General features: G+C 44.2%; 14 protein-coding genes and 1 pseudogene. 7 read left to right on the top strand and 8 right to left on the bottom strand.

The features are described 5' to 3' along the window. Nucleotides 1-27: 27 nt before the first annotated feature. From hyi to IHV80_RS24825, 4 genes are all read left to right on the top strand, one after another. Complete coding sequence (gene hyi / locus IHV80_RS24840; protein ID WP_192891416.1) at nucleotides 28-804, top strand: hydroxypyruvate isomerase; 777 nt, start codon at nucleotides 28-30, stop codon at nucleotides 802-804. A gap of 37 nt (nucleotides 805-841) precedes the next feature. Further along, a complete protein-coding gene (locus tag IHV80_RS24835) occupies nucleotides 842-1738 on the top strand; it encodes a 2-hydroxy-3-oxopropionate reductase (protein ID WP_086714501.1) in 897 nt (298 codons plus the stop codon). Nucleotides 1739-2078: 340 nt separating this feature from the next. After that, entirely contained in the window at nucleotides 2079-3389 is a 1311-nt protein-coding gene (locus IHV80_RS24830; RefSeq protein ID WP_192891415.1) for a glycerate kinase type-2 family protein, read from the top strand. Between the two features lie 208 nt (nucleotides 3390-3597). Next, entirely contained in the window at nucleotides 3598-4212 is a 615-nt protein-coding gene (locus IHV80_RS24825; protein WP_192891414.1) for a TetR/AcrR family transcriptional regulator, read from the top strand. Between the two features lie 96 nt (nucleotides 4213-4308). Here IHV80_RS24825 and IHV80_RS24820 read toward each other — a convergent pair whose 3' ends face one another. Next, entirely contained in the window at nucleotides 4309-5562 is a 1254-nt protein-coding gene (locus IHV80_RS24820; RefSeq protein WP_192892221.1) for a sensor histidine kinase, read from the bottom strand. A gap of 50 nt (nucleotides 5563-5612) precedes the next feature. Continuing rightward, the gene (locus tag IHV80_RS24815) at nucleotides 5613-6317 is read right to left on the bottom strand and encodes a response regulator transcription factor (RefSeq protein WP_192891413.1); all 705 of its coding nucleotides are present in this window, start codon (nucleotides 6315-6317) and stop codon (nucleotides 5613-5615) included. 197 nt (nucleotides 6318-6514) lie between these two features. Between IHV80_RS24815 and IHV80_RS24810 the strand changes: the two genes are divergently transcribed. Further along, nucleotides 6515-7348: an efflux RND transporter periplasmic adaptor subunit gene (locus tag IHV80_RS24810; RefSeq protein WP_192891412.1), complete on the top strand. Its 834-nt coding sequence runs from the start codon at nucleotides 6515-6517 to the stop codon at nucleotides 7346-7348. Between the two features lie 2 nt (nucleotides 7349-7350). Beyond that, on the top strand, nucleotides 7351-10368 hold the full coding sequence (locus IHV80_RS24805) for an efflux RND transporter permease subunit (protein WP_192891411.1): 3018 nt from the start codon (nucleotides 7351-7353) through the stop codon (nucleotides 10366-10368). A gap of 113 nt (nucleotides 10369-10481) precedes the next feature. Here the strand turns inward: IHV80_RS24805 and IHV80_RS24800 are convergent, their stop codons facing one another. Next, on the bottom strand, nucleotides 10482-11501 hold the full coding sequence (locus tag IHV80_RS24800) for a zinc-binding alcohol dehydrogenase family protein (protein WP_060980983.1): 1020 nt from the start codon (nucleotides 11499-11501) through the stop codon (nucleotides 10482-10484). 138 nt (nucleotides 11502-11639) lie between these two features. On the opposite strand from IHV80_RS24800, the gene IHV80_RS24795 reads away from it, so the two are divergent. Further along, entirely contained in the window at nucleotides 11640-12548 is a 909-nt protein-coding gene (locus IHV80_RS24795) for a GntR family transcriptional regulator (RefSeq protein ID WP_060980984.1), read from the top strand. Between the two features lie 32 nt (nucleotides 12549-12580). Here IHV80_RS24795 and IHV80_RS24790 read toward each other — a convergent pair whose 3' ends face one another. The 5 genes and pseudogenes from IHV80_RS24790 to IHV80_RS24770 form a co-directional block, all read right to left on the bottom strand. After that, nucleotides 12581-13210 (bottom strand): bifunctional 4-hydroxy-2-oxoglutarate aldolase/2-dehydro-3-deoxy-phosphogluconate aldolase, encoded by a 630-nt coding sequence (locus IHV80_RS24790; RefSeq protein WP_192891410.1) that lies wholly within the window; start codon nucleotides 13208-13210, stop codon nucleotides 12581-12583. Continuing rightward, complete coding sequence (locus IHV80_RS24785; RefSeq protein WP_192891409.1) at nucleotides 13207-14166, bottom strand: sugar kinase; 960 nt, start codon at nucleotides 14164-14166, stop codon at nucleotides 13207-13209. The genes IHV80_RS24790 and IHV80_RS24785 overlap by 4 nt, the downstream gene beginning before the upstream one ends. Nucleotides 14167-14176: 10 nt before the next feature. Beyond that, nucleotides 14177-15462, bottom strand: a pseudogene (locus IHV80_RS24780) (TRAP transporter large permease). Between the two features lie 2 nt (nucleotides 15463-15464). Then, nucleotides 15465-15995 (bottom strand): TRAP transporter small permease, encoded by a 531-nt coding sequence (locus tag IHV80_RS24775; protein ID WP_192891408.1) that lies wholly within the window; start codon nucleotides 15993-15995, stop codon nucleotides 15465-15467. Nucleotides 15996-16047: 52 nt separating this feature from the next. Continuing rightward, a complete protein-coding gene (locus IHV80_RS24770; RefSeq protein ID WP_060980989.1) occupies nucleotides 16048-17040 on the bottom strand; it encodes a C4-dicarboxylate TRAP transporter substrate-binding protein in 993 nt (330 codons plus the stop codon). Between the last annotated feature and the right edge of the window lie 21 nt (nucleotides 17041-17061).

The following is a 17061-nucleotide window of genomic DNA, read 5'->3' as shown; positions in this document are numbered from 1 at the left end:
CACCAAATAAAGAGTAAGGACAGAGTCATGGCAAAATTTGCAGCAAACTTGTCAATGTTATTCACGGAAGTTGATTTTATGGATCGCTTTGAAGCCGCAGCAGAAGCGGGCTTTCAGGGCGTGGAGTACCTTTTCCCGTATGCCTTTGAGGCAGACAAAATTAAAGAAAAGCTTGTCGCTAATAATTTAGAACAAGTGCTATTTAACCTACCAGCAGGCGATTGGGACGCCGGTGATCGTGGTATCGCGGTCGACCCCGCACGAGTTGAAGAGTTTCAAGCGGGTGTGCCTAAGGCGATTGCTTACGCTAAAGCGCTCGGTTGTACCCAAGTGAATTGTTTGGCTGGGATAGTTCCGCAAGGTGTTACCCAACATGACGCCCAATCGGCGTTTGTGATTAACCTGCATTACGCGGCGAACGCGCTAGCAGCAGAAGGGATCAGCCTAGTGGTTGAAGCGATCAACACGCGTGATATTCCGGGCTTCTTCTTAAATACCACTGAGCAAGCCAAAGCGATCATTAAAGAGGTAGGGAGCGATAACCTTTCTATCCAATACGACATTTATCACATGCAAATTATGGAAGGCGACTTAACGCCGACCATGCAACAGAACATTGGCCAAATCGCACACGTTCAACTAGCTGATAATCCAGGCCGACACGAACCGGGGACGGGAGAAATCAATTACCCATTCGTGCTCAATTACCTTGATGAGCTTGGCTATCAAGGCTGGGTTGGCTGCGAGTACAAGCCAAAAACAACGACTACAGAAGGCCTTGGTTGGCTACACCAGTACCGTTAATTCCGTCTGGTAACCCTCAAACGTTAAGGAGAACAACATGTCTAAAATTGCATTTATCGGTACTGGCATCATGGGTAAACCGATGGCGAGTAACCTACAAAAAGCGGGCCACGATATCTTTCTATCAGACCACTTCAATGAAGCACCTGCCGATCTGGTCGCAGCGGGCGCAACAGTTTGTCATTCCCCGGCGGAAGCGGCAGAGGCGGCGGATGTCATTATCCTAATGGTGCCAAACACACCTCAAGTTGAAGACGTACTGTTTGGTAACAACGGAGTAGAGCAAGGCCTAGCCGCGGGCGGTGCGACTGGAAAACTGGTTATCGATATGAGTTCAATTTCACCTATCGCGACCAAAGCAATTGCAGCTCGTATCAATGAAGGTGGTGCTTCTTACCTAGATGCTCCGGTATCGGGTGGTGAAGTAGGTGCTATCAATGCCGCACTGACCATTATGGTTGGTGGCGAGCAAGACGCCTTTGACAAAGCTCGTCCGCTATTCGAAATCATGGGTAAGAACATCACGCTGGTGGGTGATAACGGTGCTGGCCAAACGTGTAAGGTTGCTAACCAGATCATAGTTGCACTGAATATCGAAGCGGTATCTGAAGCCTTGGTATTTGCCTCAAAAGCCGGTGCTGATCCAGCTCGTGTACGTCAGGCACTATTGGGTGGCTTTGCTAACTCTAAGATCCTGGAAGTTCATGGCGAACGTATGGTTGAAGGCACATTTGACCCAGGTTTTAGAATCTCGCTTCACCAGAAAGACCTGAACCTTGCGCTAACGGGCGCACAAGAGTTAGGTGTCGCACTACCGAATACGGCTAACGCTCAAGAGTTGTTTGGAGAGTGTGCCGAAATGGGCGGTGAAGGCTGGGATCACTCTGCGCTGATTCAAGCGATAGAGAAGCGTTCTGACCACTCAATTCGCTAATATCCGTAACGATTAATCCGTCTCAATTCATTGGTTTTTGTCGCTGTAGTAGCTTTGTTGTAAAGCTTTGTCGCTTCAGTAGGGTTAAGGCCAATGAACCTGGGCTGCCATTACATGTAATGTCGAATTGTGAATCTACTTTGCGCCTCGACAGAACTGCGATGTGTGAGTCCACCAGTTTCAAACAGTTTGTTTATAAATCGCGTAGTTTCGTCTCCTTTTATACGCGTTCCTGATACGAGGCAGAGGTTGAAGTTGTTCCTTTCCAACTTAATCTTAGCAGGCACCCTTTCGCCTTGTATCGGGGTTCTTTTTTTCTCCGTCAACTAAGGAGTGGCTGATGGACATTGATGCTAAGCAGTTTCTGCAAACCCTTTTCTCAAGTGCTGTAAATGAGGCATTACCAAAAAATCACATCGAACCTTTTCTACCTCAAGACATTTTTTATCGCTCTGCTAATCAAGCTGGGCGCACTGTCGTGATCGGAGCGGGAAAAGCTGCAGCGTCAATGGCGGCGGAGCTTGAAGCCGTATGGCAAACAAAGAAGCAACAAGATCTTGCACTGCGTGACCTTGAAGGTTTGGTCGTGACTCGCTATGAGCACACGGCTCCTTGCGAACACATTGAGGTGATCGAAGCGGCGCACCCAGTTCCAGACGCGATGGGTTTAGAAGTGAGTCAACGTATGTTGCAACTCGTCAATGATCTTAGCGCCGATGACACGGTGATCTGCTTGTTGTCGGGTGGAGGCTCCGCTCTATTGAGTCTACCGGGTGGCGATATCAGTTTGGCAGAGAAGCAACAAATCAATAAAGCGCTGCTTAAGTCGGGTGCAGCCATTGATGAGATGAATTGCGTTCGTAAGCATTTATCTTCAATCAAAGGTGGTCGACTTGCCAAAGCCGCCTACCCAGCAAGAGTTGTGTCTTTGGCAATATCTGATGTGCCGGGAGACGATATTAGTGTGATTGCCTCTGGCCCAACCGTACCTGACACCACCACTCGTTTTGATGCAATGGCAATCTTAGAACGCTACCAAATTGAAACACCACGCTCGGCATTTGAATGGCTCAATAACCCTGAGTCAGAGACCGTTAAGCCGGATGATGTGTGTTGGAAGAATGCAGAGCATCATATTATCGCTACTCCAATGTCAGCATTAGAATCTGCCGCTGCAGAAGCTGAAGGTTTGGGGATTCCCGCTTACGTATTGAGTGACTGTATTGAAGGAGAAGCGCGAGAAGTGGCGAAGGTTCATGCTGCTTTGGCCAAACAAGTTGCTAATAATAAACATCCATTCGAGACGCCTTGCGTGCTGCTTTCAGGTGGTGAGACCACGGTGACGGTTAAAGGAAATGGTCGTGGCGGGCGAAATTGTGAATTCCTTTTAAGCTTGTATAACGAACTTAAAGGTCAAGACAATATATTTGCTCTGGCTGCCGATACTGATGGTATAGATGGTGTCGAAGACAATGCAGGGGCGTGGATAACACCTCAAACATGGCAGCAAGGTTCGAGCCAGTCTCTTAAAGCGCAAGACTACCTTGACGCGAACAACAGCTACGACTTCTTCAAGCAAGTTGATGTGCTTCTTACGACAGGCCCAACGCTAACTAATGTCAATGATTTCAGGGCTATATTGATTTTGTAGTCTGAAAACTCGTTTGTTGTGAGTAGATCTCAGAGTGTTCAAATGGTCGCCGGTGTACTGACATCAAGGCGGCCATTTTGATTTTATCGACGCTGTCAGTGTTTCGTCAGATGAGATAAGCGCTGGGGTTGAGTTATGGCATTATCTTCTGGACTAATGAAGCACGTTGATTACTATGGCTTAAGTAATGAGTTGTAAAGGATGCAATATGTCTAGGATCAGACAAAAGAATCAAGATTTAATCATCGAAGTCGCGTGCGAACAATTTGCGACTCATGGTTACGCTGCGACAAAAATGGCAGATATCGCTAAAGCTGCTGACATTCCCAAACCAAACGTATTCTATTACTTCAGTTCCAAAGATAAGCTCTACAATGCCGTGCTTGAAACTGTCACTCAGCCATTATTGGAAGCGTCTCGCCCAATTGAAGATCTCTGCGATCCTGTTGAAGCTTTATCTCAGTATATTCAGACTAAGCTTATCATTTCTCGCGACCATCCATACGCATCTAAGGTATTTGCCAATGAAGTGATGTCGGGCGCTAAGGTGTTGCCAAAAGAGATTGGCGATGAGCTGTATAAGCAATCGCAGATGATCCTTGATAAATTCTCGACCTGGTCTGCACAAGGCTTGATGGACGATGTACCTGCGCATCACCTGATGTTTACCATTTGGGCGGCAACCCAAACCTATGCCGACTTTGGCTGGCAAATTTGCAGCGTGATGCAGAAAGAGCAGATCGATGACAAAGATTATGAAGAAGCCGCTGAGTTCATCACCCAGTTAGTGATTAAAGGTTGCGGTGTGAAAGGAAAGTCTTAGTTTTTTGCTTTCGGTTTATTGGGAAAGGACATCATTTGATGTCCTTTTTTGTATACGCAGGTTCTTGTAAGAATCGCTTTTGAATAGATGCAGATTTTATACATCGTTTCGAGCAAAAGTCGCAGTGCAGCCCGTGGGATGTAGGCTCGTGTCCGACGGGGCTTTATTATCTATCAGTGTGGATGTCCAGCCGTAACTGTCTCCGATGCGTTTCACGATGATGAGGCCAAGGCCGTGTTCCGTTTTTGTATTATCATTCAGCCCTGAGCCAGTATCTGAAACCGAAATCGTGTTGGAGTTGATGGTCACTATAATCTTACCTTGTGTGGTAAATCGAATCGCATTTTCAATGTAGTTCTTTAATACCATGTTCACCAACGGTAGCGGCATGTTGAGCGTGGTGTTTGGCTCAACATTCAGAACTAACTCCACACCAGCAGTTAGCATGCCGCGGTACTTCGATACATCGATAGATTCTTGGTTAATCGCTGTAAGTGTTTTATCTGTTGAAGAGTTCTCTTGCTTAACAATATTTAGTAGCACTTCAACAGTAGTACTCATGCCATTGGCGGCTCCAAGAATACGTTCTCGTTGCTTAGCTTGAAATACAGGATCATCGGGCTTCATGGCTTGTAATTCTGCTGCGCCAATAACAATTGAGATCGGTGTTTTCAATTCATGGCTAGCGTATTTCGCAAACATCATCTCTTGCTTGGCAAGTCTGTCTTTCATTGTCGAGTAACTGTTGAGGTGCGAGGTGAGCATCTGCAACTCATCAACCGTGTGGTCGGGTACTTTGAAGTTGTCAGATTCAAGTTTAGTGAGTTGAGTACTGAGCTCTGAAATAGGCGCCATTAGTTGGTCGAACACTCGCTTGAGTGTAATCCGCAATACTATGATCAGCCCGATCATCAACAGAGTCGAAATCGCCATCAATACGCCCCAACTGTCGTCCCACAGGTCCATATCAAATGAGCTTATAGTAATGTAAGTCGGGATGGTTTCTCCCTGGTCTTCAAAAGCAAAGTGGTAGACGATAACCCCGGGAATAATAATATCTTCTTCGGAAAGCCTGATCTCAAAACGCTGTCGATCGACCGTTTCCAACGCCATTGGCGGTAGCTTTTTCAGTTGGTCGGTAAAGTCTGCCTCACCATAGTAGGCCGTTACGTTTTCTGACAGCTTGAGACTGCCTTTTGGAGAAAGAAGGCGGTAAAACTGCTGTGCTACCCCTTTATATGATTTTAGGTGATTCTCGATTTGAGCCTCTTCTTGCCACACTAAACGTAGCGAGAAAACGAAAAAGACAATGCATGAAGAGACAAGTGCGATGACCGAAAACGTTCGCATAGTGCGAATTCTGACATCCTCAATTGAGTTGCCTAGCTTTGTGCGAATTTTCATGCGAATTGAGGCTCATTGTTAGACTCGATCAATTGAAAGCCGTGTTTAGGAATGGTCTTGAGCATAGGAAAATCGAAGGGTTTATCGAGCACGTTTCGTAATAGGTAGATATGGCTGCGGAGTACGTCTTTGTCTGGAATGTCATCTCCCCACAGCATGTAGATTAGGCTTTCACGAGTGACTACGCCACCTTGAGCTTTTACTAACTCTCTCAAAATCTGAAACATGATAGGGGTTAGGTTGAGTGATTGACCACTTCTTGAAGCGGTATGTGTTTTTTCATCGATGATCACTTCACCAAAGCTCAACGACTTTTTGGCGACTAAGCCTTTATTGCGTTTTATCAGTGCTGACAGGCGAGCTTCTAATTCAGGAAACTTGAACGGTTTGGTTACGAAGTCGTCGGCACCTGAATCAAAGCTACTTAATAGATCTTCTTGGCCATTCAATGCTGTTAGCATCAATATTGGAGTGGTTACACCATTTTGACGTAACTTAGACGCCACCTCCATCCCGTCAAGCTTGGGTAGCATTACATCGAGAACGATAGCGTCGAAGTCGTTGTCCATTGCAAGCTTGAAGCCTTGTTCACCATCAGAAGCGAAGTCTGCAATGGCCTCTTTCACTTCTAAGAAGTCGGCAATAATGCCTTGTAGTTCGATATTGTCTTCAACAACCAAAATACGACTGCGTTCAAGCATCGCTCTGCTCCCACCCAAAATATACGGTCAGTAAAAATGTAGCCTATCCAAAATTATGTCGAATTTATGTCTAATTGATAGTGTTGCGCACAAAAATACAACGTCATCAGATTATTTTTCATTGTCGAACCGACTTCGACTTTAATTCGACAAAGCGAATTCAACAATAGTTCACATCAATAGGTGAGGGTTGAATTATGAACACTAAAATTATCACGCTTGCAGTTCTTCTGGGAGTATCCACAACTCAAATATCAATAACTCAAGCAACGGAGTTAATCGGACATGTTCAAGGTTTAAATAAACACAGTGTCGTGGCAGAGGTGCCCGGTGTGGTTGAGATGAATAACCTTGAAGTGGGTGATGCGGTAAACCAGCAACAGATACTGGCTCAGATAAAAGCCGATGATTTTAAGTTTAGCGTGAACAAAGCCAAAGCAAACCTAGCTCTGGCTGAGGCGGATCTCGCATTGCGCAAAGCGACCTACAACCGCTATCAAGCTCTCATCAAGAAGAACAGCCTCTCATTAGGAGAGTTAGACACTGCGCGCGCAGAGTTTCTTAGCGCCAAAGCCGCGGTTTCCGTCGCTAAAATTGAATACCAACAATCGCAAGTGGATCTTGATAACACTCAGATTGAATCCTTAATTTCGGGTTACATCTCCAATAAACCTGCGCAATCAGGCGCTTGGGTTAGCGAGGGGGATTTACTTTATGAAGTGGTCAATATCGATAAGGTGACTCTGTCATTCATGGCGAGTGAGTATGACTTAAAGCATTTTACCGTTGGTCAGGAAGTGGTGGTGTGGTCTGAAACTAACCCTGAAATCAAGATGGAAGCGAACGTGCAGCGCATTGGCGTCGAGATGCAAAACTCAACCTATCCGGTACTCGTAGAAATCACCAACCAAGGCCATCAGTTTAAACCGGGTATGTCGGTTTATGCCTCGACCGACCTTTCTATGCAAAGCATGACAACCGCTCAAACAAAATCGAATCAAATTGTATTAAATGAAGGTAAAGGGCTGTAATAATGAACTTTCTAGCATACTTCGCCAAACGTCAGTTCTTGGCTCGTATCATCACGGTTATGGTGCTGTTAACCGGTGCTATGTCGTTAATGCAGCTCAATTTGCAAGAGTACCCTGATGTTGCGATGGATACTGCTGAAATCGAAACCATCTACCCCGGTGCAACGGCCCAAGACATTGAATTGAACATTACTAATCCAATCGAGAAAGAGCTTCGTTCAGTGGATGGTATTGCGTACTTTTCGTCGGAATCTTCAGAAGGACGTTCTTTCATTGAGGTAGAATATCTGCCCGGTGAAGATGCTGCAGTGATCTTGCGAGACATTCAACAAGCGGTCGATCGAGTGGGTAATCTGCCGAAAGATATTGATTCGCCGCCAGTAGTGACTCAACAGAAAACCTCTTCTTTGGATGTGTACCATTTTGGTGTCAGCCTAGCGGGTAACAATACAGATTCGGCGTTTTTGCAGCACTACGCCTATCAGTTAGAAAAGAAAATCAACAACCTTGGCGGTGTTGGTTCTATCACTATGTCTGGCTTTAATGAGCGAGAGTTTTGGGTTGAGGTCGATCCTGAAAAAGCGCGTCGTTATCAAGTTGCTTTCGACGATATCAGCACCGCGATAGAGCAGCACAACCTGTCGCAATCGGGCGGCTTTGTTGAGTCGTGGAGTCAAGAACAGAAGATCGTCACCATGACCAAAGTGGAGTCGACGGATGATGTGTCTAACATCGTGATTAAGGCGTTGGATTCTGGTCAAGTTGTGCGAGTTTCTGATGTCGCGACAGTCATCGATACCTTTGCTCGAGCAACGCAAGCTCCAGTCATGAGCGGCAAGCCTGCAGTTATCTTCTCAATCACCAATAGCGGCAGTGCCGATGTGATCGCCACCATCGATAGCATCAAGGCATTGTTGGACAAAGAGAGCGAACGCATTGGTGATCAATTCATTTTCCAGACAAGCCTAGATCTTGGCAAAGACATGGGCGAGAAGTTCTCTATCGTGGCAACCAACGGTGCAATAGGGTTAGTGTTAGTTCTGCTGATTTTGAGCATGATCTTGCAGCGTCGCGTGGCTTTCTGGGTATCGGTCTCTATTCCATTTTGTGTATTTGGAGTGATGATGGTTCTACCAATCATGGGACTGAATTTAGACAGCATCACACTGGCCGCATTGTTGTTGGTGATCGGTATTATTGTCGACGACTCAGTGATCATTGCTGAGAGTATTTTCCAAGAGAAGGAAGCAGGTAAAAAAGGCGTAGATGCCGCGGTGTCGGGTACTTTAAAAGTGATTAAGCCATTGATGGCGAGCCTAGTGACAACCGCATTGGTGTTTATTCCAATGATGTTCATTCCGGGCACCATGGGTAAAGCCGTCGCAGTGATTCCAATTACGGTTATTGCAGCATTAGTGTTCTCATTTATCGAATGTACGTTAACGCTACCTGCTCACTTATCTTCTGCAAAAGAGAACGCTAAAAAAGTTGAAGAAAAAGACCGTTTTGAATGGGTTTCTAACCAATATTGTTCATTGCTGAATATCGCGCTCAACTACAAAAAATCGGTTATCGCATTGGCCATCGTTGGTTTCGTCGCTTCAGGTTATTTAGTGTCCTCGTTGAAAGTGGATATCTTCCCGACTGAAGCGGGCAAGTACATTGATGTGTATACCGAGGTAAAGGCTGGAACTCCGTTATCCCAAGTGCGAGAGGCTCATCAAGTTATTGAACAAGCGATTGAATCTCTGCCTGAAACCGAGCTAGTTAGCTATGAACTGACTTACTCGTCGCCAGTATCACAAGGTATCATCAATCTAACGAACTTTGACCAACGTAGCCGTTCTGCTGAACAGATTATAGCTTCACTGAATGAAGAGTTGGCGTCGTTGTCTGATGAGATGTTTATTAAGTTCTCAATTGATGCTGGTGGTCCGCCTCCGGGTGACCCGGTTGAAGTCCGAGTGCTTGGTGGAACGGAGAGTGAACGCAACCAAACGGTTGATTTGGTGATGGCTTGGTTAGAAGACTACCAAGGGGTAACCAGCATTAATCACAGTGAAGCGCTGAAAGATCCCCAGCTTAATATAGTTCCTCAGTATCACTGGCTGGCGAAATATAACCTAACGGTGACTGACCTATCGAATGCGCTGCGTGTCGGGTTTGATGGTAACAGCGTGACATCCACTTGGCTTGGTGACCAAGAAGTCGATATACGAGTGGTATTGGACGAGCAGTTCCGCGATATAGAGAAACTGAAAACCACAAAGATTTACACGGCAGACGGACAACAAGTGCCACTGAGCCGCTTGGCCATGGTTGAGCAGATTGAAATCCCACGTCTTATCAAACACTACAATGGTGAGCGTGAGGTGACAGTTTCTGCGGGGTTGTCTGACGAGAATATCAGCTCTGTCGCGCTAGCCGATGAGTTAGTTACTGAACTCGCGGGACAATACCCAGCAAGTGTGACCATTAATGTTGGTGGCGAGGCGGAAAGCACCAATGAAACCATGAGCGGTTTTATGGTGGTGTTCCCTGCGGCGATGGTGGCGATCTACTTTGTATTGGCGGTGATGTTCAACTCACTACTGCAACCATTACTTATTATGGCAGTTATCCCGTTTGCGATCATGGCTTCACTGATGGCGTTAGTCGTACACATGCAGCCGATGTCTCTGTTTGGACTGATTGGCGTACTTGGAATGACTGGAGTTGTGGTCAATAACTCTTTGGTTCTGATTAACAGGATCAACGAGCTAAGAATCGAAGGATTGAACGCGATAGACGCCGTGACGCAAGCTGCCGTCAGCCGTCTACGTCCAATTGTCATGACCTCTCTGACCACAGTAGCTGGCTTGCTACCGCTCGCTTATGGGCTAGGTGGAACGGATGTGTTTATGGGGCCAATGTCGCTCACATTAGGCTATGGCCTGTTGTTCTCGTTGCCTGTTGTACTGTTGGTGATTCCTGCTATGTATGCGTTGTTCTTTGCTAGAAAATTAAGTATCTCATCATAGATGCGGGTGAGTTGTTCATATAATTTATAGTGAAAGGTTGTATAGAGTATTAACAATAATAAGGCACCGATAGGTGCCTTATTAAATCATAAAGCCGAACCATAAAGCTGGTTTTAGGCGAAGTTAATCACACCCTTTAATAGCTCTTTGTTGTTAACCACTTGCTCTTCGTAAATCGTACCAATTGTCTCAAATTCAAATGAGTGGGTAAGCATCATGTTGGCAGTTAGTAGGCCTTTGGTCATCAGTTGCTGTACCTTACTGAAATCTTCTTGGGTGGCATTTCGACTTCCCATTAGAGTTGTCTCTTTTTTATGGAAGTCTGGGTCACTGATTTCTAGGTTTCCTTTAAATAAACCAACGAATACAATTTTCCCGCCATGACGAATATGATTTACAGCATTATTCATCGCATGGGGATTACCTGTAGCATCAATAACTGTTTGAGCTAGAGTGCCTCCAAACAAAGCTTGTAGCTGTACGTGAAAGTCCTCATCCATAGGGTTCAGTGTAGGAAGTTGTAATTCACTAGTTACATGGTCTCGACGTTCTTTTTGTGTATCGGCAACTACAACATTGGCGCCATCTGCTGCGGCAATAGCTGCAGCACCTAACCCGATTGGTCCAGCACCAACAACAAGCACAGCTTCCCCAGGTTTGATATCTGCACGGCGAATCGAGTGTGCACTAATCGCAAAAGGTTCTATAAGTGCTGCTGTAGCATTGTCGACACCATTTACTTTCAATACATTCGTTTGAGGTACTGTAATATATTCACAAAAACCACCATCTTGATGGACACCAATAACAGAAATATTTTCACAGCAATTTGTTTTCCCACTTTTGCACGATGGGCATTCATAGCAAGCTACGTAAGGGATTAGAGCAACTTTATCTCCTATTACAAATGTTTCATCTACTTGTGCACCAGTTTCACAAACAGTACCGCACAATTCGTGTCCCAATACTCGCGGATAGCTAAAGAAAGGCTGTTTTCCTGTATATGCGTGAATATCTGTTCCACAAATACCAACTGAAGCCACTTTCACAAGTAACTCGTGAGGTTGTACTTTTGGCATGTCTTGTTCAATGTAATTTAGCTGGTATGGCTTTTCGCAAATCAATGACTTCATATGTGAATCTCTTGGTTATTTGAACTTGAAATCAGTGTATTTGACCTGTTTTTTATAGCGACAAATTCTCATAAATACGTGCTTGCTATCAATGTTGATTGTTTTTTAATGGTATTTTATCTTTTGGGAGGAGATAGAATGGCAAGAAATAAAAACTTAAGAGAAACCACTACTAATCAATTACTCGATGCTGTAAGGCTTGGTCATATTGAGTCCCCTTTACCGTCTCAATCCGCTCTTGCTGATTTATTTAGTGTAAGCCGAACAACGATTAGGCATGTTTTGTCTGATTTACTAGATAAAGGCGTATTAGAGCTTGAGGGGGAAGTGTGGTTGATTGGACGAGAGCCTGAAGAAGAAGACGGCTATACGACCGCTATGTCAGAGAATGACATCCAAAGCGCGGAGTTTGAAACCTTCTTCAATGAAGCTATAAAAAACAAGCATATTATGCCAGGGCAAGAGTTCACGGAGCTTGAGCTTTCAAAGCAAGCTAAGTGTTCAACCACTGTTGTTAGAGAGCACCTTATTCGTTTTTCTCGTTTTCATTTAATTGAAAATATTAACCGCGGTCGTTGGCGCATGGTACGTTTTGAACAAAATTATGCTTCTAGCTTGTTTGAGTTTCGTGAAATGCTTGAGTGTCATGCTTTGAGTCGATTTATGAACCTGCCTAAAAATGATGATCGGTGGCAACAAGCACAATATCTATTACATGAGCATAGGCAGCTTCGTGAAGCAATGGTAAGTGAATACCAAGCTTTTTCTGAACTGGATCAAAAATTTCATTCTCTATTATTATCGGCGACCAACAATCCATTTATGGATCAATTTTACGATATCATTTCAGTGATATTTCATTTCCATTACCAGTGGGATAATAGTGATCTTCGCACTCGAAATATGGTTGCTATTGAAGAGCATATGGCGGTGTTGAGTAAAATTTTAAGTGGTGATGATATTGGAGCTATGGGAGAGTTGAGACATCATCTTCAAACGGCCAAGCGAACCATGGAAAATAGTCTGATAATGGATAAGCCAGCATAAAGGCTGGCTTATCTTTTTTGATTTTATTGAGCTTATTGATTTACGAGTTGGATAGCTTCTCTAGTTAGCTGACCGATTTTATCCCACTCGCCCTGATTGATTAATGTCTTATCGACCATCCACGATCCCCCGCAACATAGCACTCGTGGAATATCGAGGTATTGACTGATGTTGCTGGTATTGATTCCTCCGGTCGGCATCAGCTGAATATCACCGTACGGTGCCAGTAAAGATTTAACCATATTGATGCCACCAGAAGCTTCCGCTGGGAAAAACTTCAACGTGGTAATTCCCATTTCTAAAGCCGCTTCTACCGTGCTTGGGCTATTCACCCCTGGGATAATTGGAATATTGAGGTCTTGGCAAGCTTTTACTGTATTCGGGTTAAAGCCAGGGCTGACAATAAATGTTGCGCCAGCTTCTTTGGCCGCGATTACTTGTTCTCGAGTTAGTATGGTGCCCGCTCCAATCAACATATCAGGTTGTGCTTCTTTGAGTAGACGAATCGCTTCTACCGCAGCGTCGGAGCGAAAAGTGATTTCAGCGACAGGTAAACCATTTTCTGCTAGTACTTTGCCTAAAGGAAGAATGTCCTCTGCTTTATCAATTGCGATAACAGGGATGACTTTTAAGTCGGCTAATACAGAGTTTAGAGAGGTCATAATAGTTCCTTGATTGATTCGTAAATAGGCTGAGTGATGTTCTTTGAGACCACAGCCCCTTTATGTTGGATTACATGGCTAGCAAGTAAATTTCCTGCCATACAGCAGCTAGCAAGTGTTTTTCCGTTTGTATAAAGAGCAAGAAAAGCGCCATTGAAAGAGTCACCCGCAGATGTTGTGTCTACGATATGGTTAACAGTGAATGCTTCGATGTGTTCAGGTTCTTCTTGTTGGCTGAACTCTTGACAGAGACAGCCACTTTCACCGAGCTTCACAATCGCTTTTTTTACACCAAGCTTCCTCAATCTAGCTAAAGTGTCTTGTGGTGTTTTATCTGCCCATATCTGCTGCTCATCATCGAACGTCACCAAAGCTATATCGCAAGCGAAAAGCATAGCTTGGTAAGCACTCTGAGCGGCTGCCAAGCTATCCCATAACGCAGGCCGGAAGTTGCTATCAAATGCTATTTCTATGCCGCGATCTCTATATTCAGCCAGCAGTTGCATTAAAGCATTACGATCTGTTGTAGATAAAATAGCTAAGGAGATACCACTAAGAAAAATGAGGTCGCTGTCTACTAATTGCCTATTTATCGATGAAAACATAGGGTGTTTCAGCAGATATTTAGCAGCAGATTGAGAGCGCCAATATTGAAAGCTGCGCTCACCTTCATTATCAACATGAATCATATATAGACCTGTCGAATGCTTGTTATCAACAGCCACTAAAGAGGTATTAATACCTTCATCTGACCAACAGGCTCTCATCATGCTACTGAGTTTGTCATCGCCTATAGCTGTTACGTAATAGGTATTAACTTGTTCATGGCTCATACGTTTTAAGTAGATCGCAGCGTTTAAAGTATCGCCTCCAAAACTTTGTCTCATTTCGCCAAAAGGAGTGCCACTAAGCTCAATCATACACTCGCCGATAATAGCTATATTCTTTGCTTGCATTACTTACTCCTTACCCAAAGACTAAATTAGGAAGGCCAATAGAAATTACTGGAATATAGGTGATCATAATCAGTGCGATAACTAACAACGTCCAAAAAGGCATCACTTCTTTGACGAAATCTTCAATAGGTACCTTTGTTATCGAACAGGTAGTAAACATCACTGTTCCTAAAGGCGGTGTAATGGTACCGATCGCACTATTGAAAATAAAAATGATACCAAAATGTACAGGGTCAATACCGTATGATTGAGCAACGGGGCGAGTAGCGGAGCTAAGACAATCATGACGGCGTTCCCTTCTAGGAACATCCCAATGATGAGCAAGAAGATATTGACCAATAATAAGAAGGCTAGTGGGCTTTCTACTGCACCGGTTAACCAGGTTGCTAGATCTTGGGGGACACGTTCCCACGTTAGGAACTTCGAGAAACCAACGGCTACACAAATAATTAAGAGCACGTTAGCCGATGCGAGAACAGACTCTTTTGTCGCATCCCACAACAACTTACTATTCATTTGTTTATAGACAAACATTCCTAAAACTAATGCGTAGATTACAGCTGCTGCACCAGCTTCTGTTGGCGTGAATACTCCAAAGCGAATTCCACCAATAATGATGACAGGCAACAGCAGGGCTAAAAAAGCATCTTTGGCTGACAATACTATCTCTTTTGTAGACGCTCGTTTTTCTCTAAGAGGGGCATAATTCCGCTTTTTAGCAATAAAGGCGACTAACGTCATCATCATTACACACAGCATGATTCCGGGAACAACGCCTGCAAGAAAGAGCTTTCCTATGGATACATTATTTACGTAACCATAAATAATAAGTGCGATACCTGGTGGAATAATCGGCGTAATAAGCGAAGAAGCGGCCGTTACTGCTGAAGAAAAAGAAGCGCTGTAGCCACGTGCAACCATCTGCGGGACGAGGAGCTTTGAGCTCATAGCGGCATCTGCAATGTTGGAACCAGATAAACCTCCCATTAAAGTACTGAGAACAACATTAACCTGTGCTAGTCCTCCGTTCATGTGTCCAGTTAGAACTTCAGAAAATTTTAGAAGTCGTTGACTTATGCCTGAGTGGTTCATGAAAACACCAGCCATAACAAAAAACGGAATCGCAAGTAAGGTTACTGACTCTAAGCCTCCGGCTAGACGCTGAACTAACATCATCATGGGTAAATGATCATTAATCAAAAAGTAAGCTAGCGTGGCTATAAAAATGCAGAATGCGACTGGGATTCCAAGTGTAAATAAAAATAACAATGCGGATATCGGCAAAATGACGGACATGATTAGTCTTCCTTGTTGCGAGAAGCAAAGAATGAATATAGGTGCTTAAATTGGTGATAAAGCATAAACATGCCACTCACAGGTACCGCTGCGTAGATATAGATATAAGGAATTTTAAGTGCAGGGGTAAATCGGACTTGAGAAAAAGGCAATAACTTCCAACCCCAATAAACCATAAATCCTAATGCAAATATGACGAGTAAAGGGCGGATCAAGTTGTCAAGAATATTAGCTGCAGTCGCTGGGATTTTTCGGACAAGGAAGTCGATACGTACAACTTCATCTGTTCTCATCAGGGCACTTGCACCCATAAATGTCATCCAAACAAATAGTGCTAAACATACTTCCTCTACCCAAGAGCTGGGTGAATTTAAGACATAACGAGTAACGACACCATAGCTCATCAATAAAACAATTATGGACAAAAAGCTGGCAGCGATGATCGTATCAAGCTGACTGATCCTATCCAAAACCATCATCAACTTATTTTTTTCAGGTGTATTGTGCTGATTCAACGAAACTTGAGTTTCCATTATGTACTCCAGAAGCTATAAAAAATGGGCTCCCGACAGAGCCCTAAGAAACTTATAGCTGCGCTAGCTTATCTTGAACGTTTTTGTATAAATTTGGGGACCACTCAGGGAATTCAGCCTGAACCACTTTTCGTGCAGATTCTTCGAACGCTTGAATATCTACTTCATTTACCGCAACACCTTCAGATTTTAGTTGGTCAATGGCTTCCTGTTCGCTTTCAGCAATAAGAGTAGCGCCATAGCTCACCATGTCACGACTGGTTTCCAAAATAATTTTTTGTTCTTTTTCAGATAGTTGGTTCCAGAACATACTGCCCGCGACAAAAGGAGACATATGTTTGGTGTGAGCCGTTAAATTTAGGTTTTTAACGACTTCGTAGAACTTACCGCCCTGCAGTACTACCGCAGGGTTTTCTACGCCTTCAATTACGCCTTGTGATAAACCTGGGTAAACATCAGCTAGTGACATCGGAGTTGGTACGCCCCCCATTGCTTTTACTGTTGCAACGAACAAACGTGAGTGTTGAACACGAACTTTCACGCCTTTGAGGTCATCTGGTGATGTCACTGACCCTTTAGAAAGTAAGTGGCGAGTACCGTAGACTACGTCGGGTACGACAATTTTTAAGCCTTTATCAGATAGTTCGTTATTTAAGCCTTGGAACCACTCTGTATGAAGTAGCTTTGATTTTTTCTCAAACGACTGAGATAAATACGGGGCGTTTATAATACCCAGATCAGGAACGGTATCCATTAAGTAGCCATAAGAGCTAATCGTAATAATGTTTGCTCCAAACTTGGCTTGCTCCATAACTTCAGTTTCACTTCCTAATTGGCTAGAAGGGAATAGACGGAACTGAATTTCACCATTAGATTTTTCATTTACTTGCTCTGCCCAGTATTGCATCGCTTTGTCGATAGGTTCACCTGGCTGGTTACCGTAGGCAATCATTACTTCTGTTGCTGCGCTAGCACCGAAGCTAACAGCTAAAGTTAAACTAACAGCTGCAGTTATGTTTTTAAGTTGAGTTTGTAGGGTGTTCATAAGTAAGTCGTCCTTTATATT

The organism is Vibrio bathopelagicus (assembly GCF_014879975.1).
Classification (GTDB): Bacteria; Pseudomonadota; Gammaproteobacteria; order Enterobacterales; family Vibrionaceae; genus Vibrio; species Vibrio bathopelagicus.
Note: the sequence above shows the minus strand (reverse complement) of the source record. Positions and strands in the feature narration are given on the sequence as shown.

Coding starts and splice junctions, on each gene's coding strand:
- IHV80_RS24825 (WP_192891414.1), top strand. CDS start 3,598: ATGTCTAGGATCAGACAAAAGAATCAAGATTTAATCATCGAAGTCGCG.
- IHV80_RS24820 (WP_192892221.1), bottom strand. CDS start 5,562: ATGCGAACGTTTTCGGTCATCGCACTTGTCTCTTCATGCATTGTCTTT.
- IHV80_RS24790 (WP_192891410.1), bottom strand. CDS start 13,210: ATGACCTCTCTAAACTCTGTATTAGCCGACTTAAAAGTCATCCCTGTT.
- IHV80_RS24785 (WP_192891409.1), bottom strand. CDS start 14,166: ATGCAAGCAAAGAATATAGCTATTATCGGCGAGTGTATGATTGAGCTT.
- IHV80_RS24800 (WP_060980983.1), bottom strand. CDS start 11,501: ATGAAGTCATTGATTTGCGAAAAGCCATACCAGCTAAATTACATTGAA.
- IHV80_RS24810 (WP_192891412.1), top strand. CDS start 6,515: ATGAACACTAAAATTATCACGCTTGCAGTTCTTCTGGGAGTATCCACA.
- IHV80_RS24815 (WP_192891413.1), bottom strand. CDS start 6,317: ATGCTTGAACGCAGTCGTATTTTGGTTGTTGAAGACAATATCGAACTA.
- IHV80_RS24835 (WP_086714501.1), top strand. CDS start 842: ATGTCTAAAATTGCATTTATCGGTACTGGCATCATGGGTAAACCGATG.
- IHV80_RS24795 (WP_060980984.1), top strand. CDS start 11,640: ATGGCAAGAAATAAAAACTTAAGAGAAACCACTACTAATCAATTACTC.
- hyi (WP_192891416.1), top strand. CDS start 28: ATGGCAAAATTTGCAGCAAACTTGTCAATGTTATTCACGGAAGTTGAT.
- IHV80_RS24775 (WP_192891408.1), bottom strand. CDS start 15,995: ATGGAAACTCAAGTTTCGTTGAATCAGCACAATACACCTGAAAAAAAT.
- IHV80_RS24770 (WP_060980989.1), bottom strand. CDS start 17,040: ATGAACACCCTACAAACTCAACTTAAAAACATAACTGCAGCTGTTAGT.
- IHV80_RS24830 (WP_192891415.1), top strand. CDS start 2,079: ATGGACATTGATGCTAAGCAGTTTCTGCAAACCCTTTTCTCAAGTGCT.
- IHV80_RS24805 (WP_192891411.1), top strand. CDS start 7,351: ATGAACTTTCTAGCATACTTCGCCAAACGTCAGTTCTTGGCTCGTATC.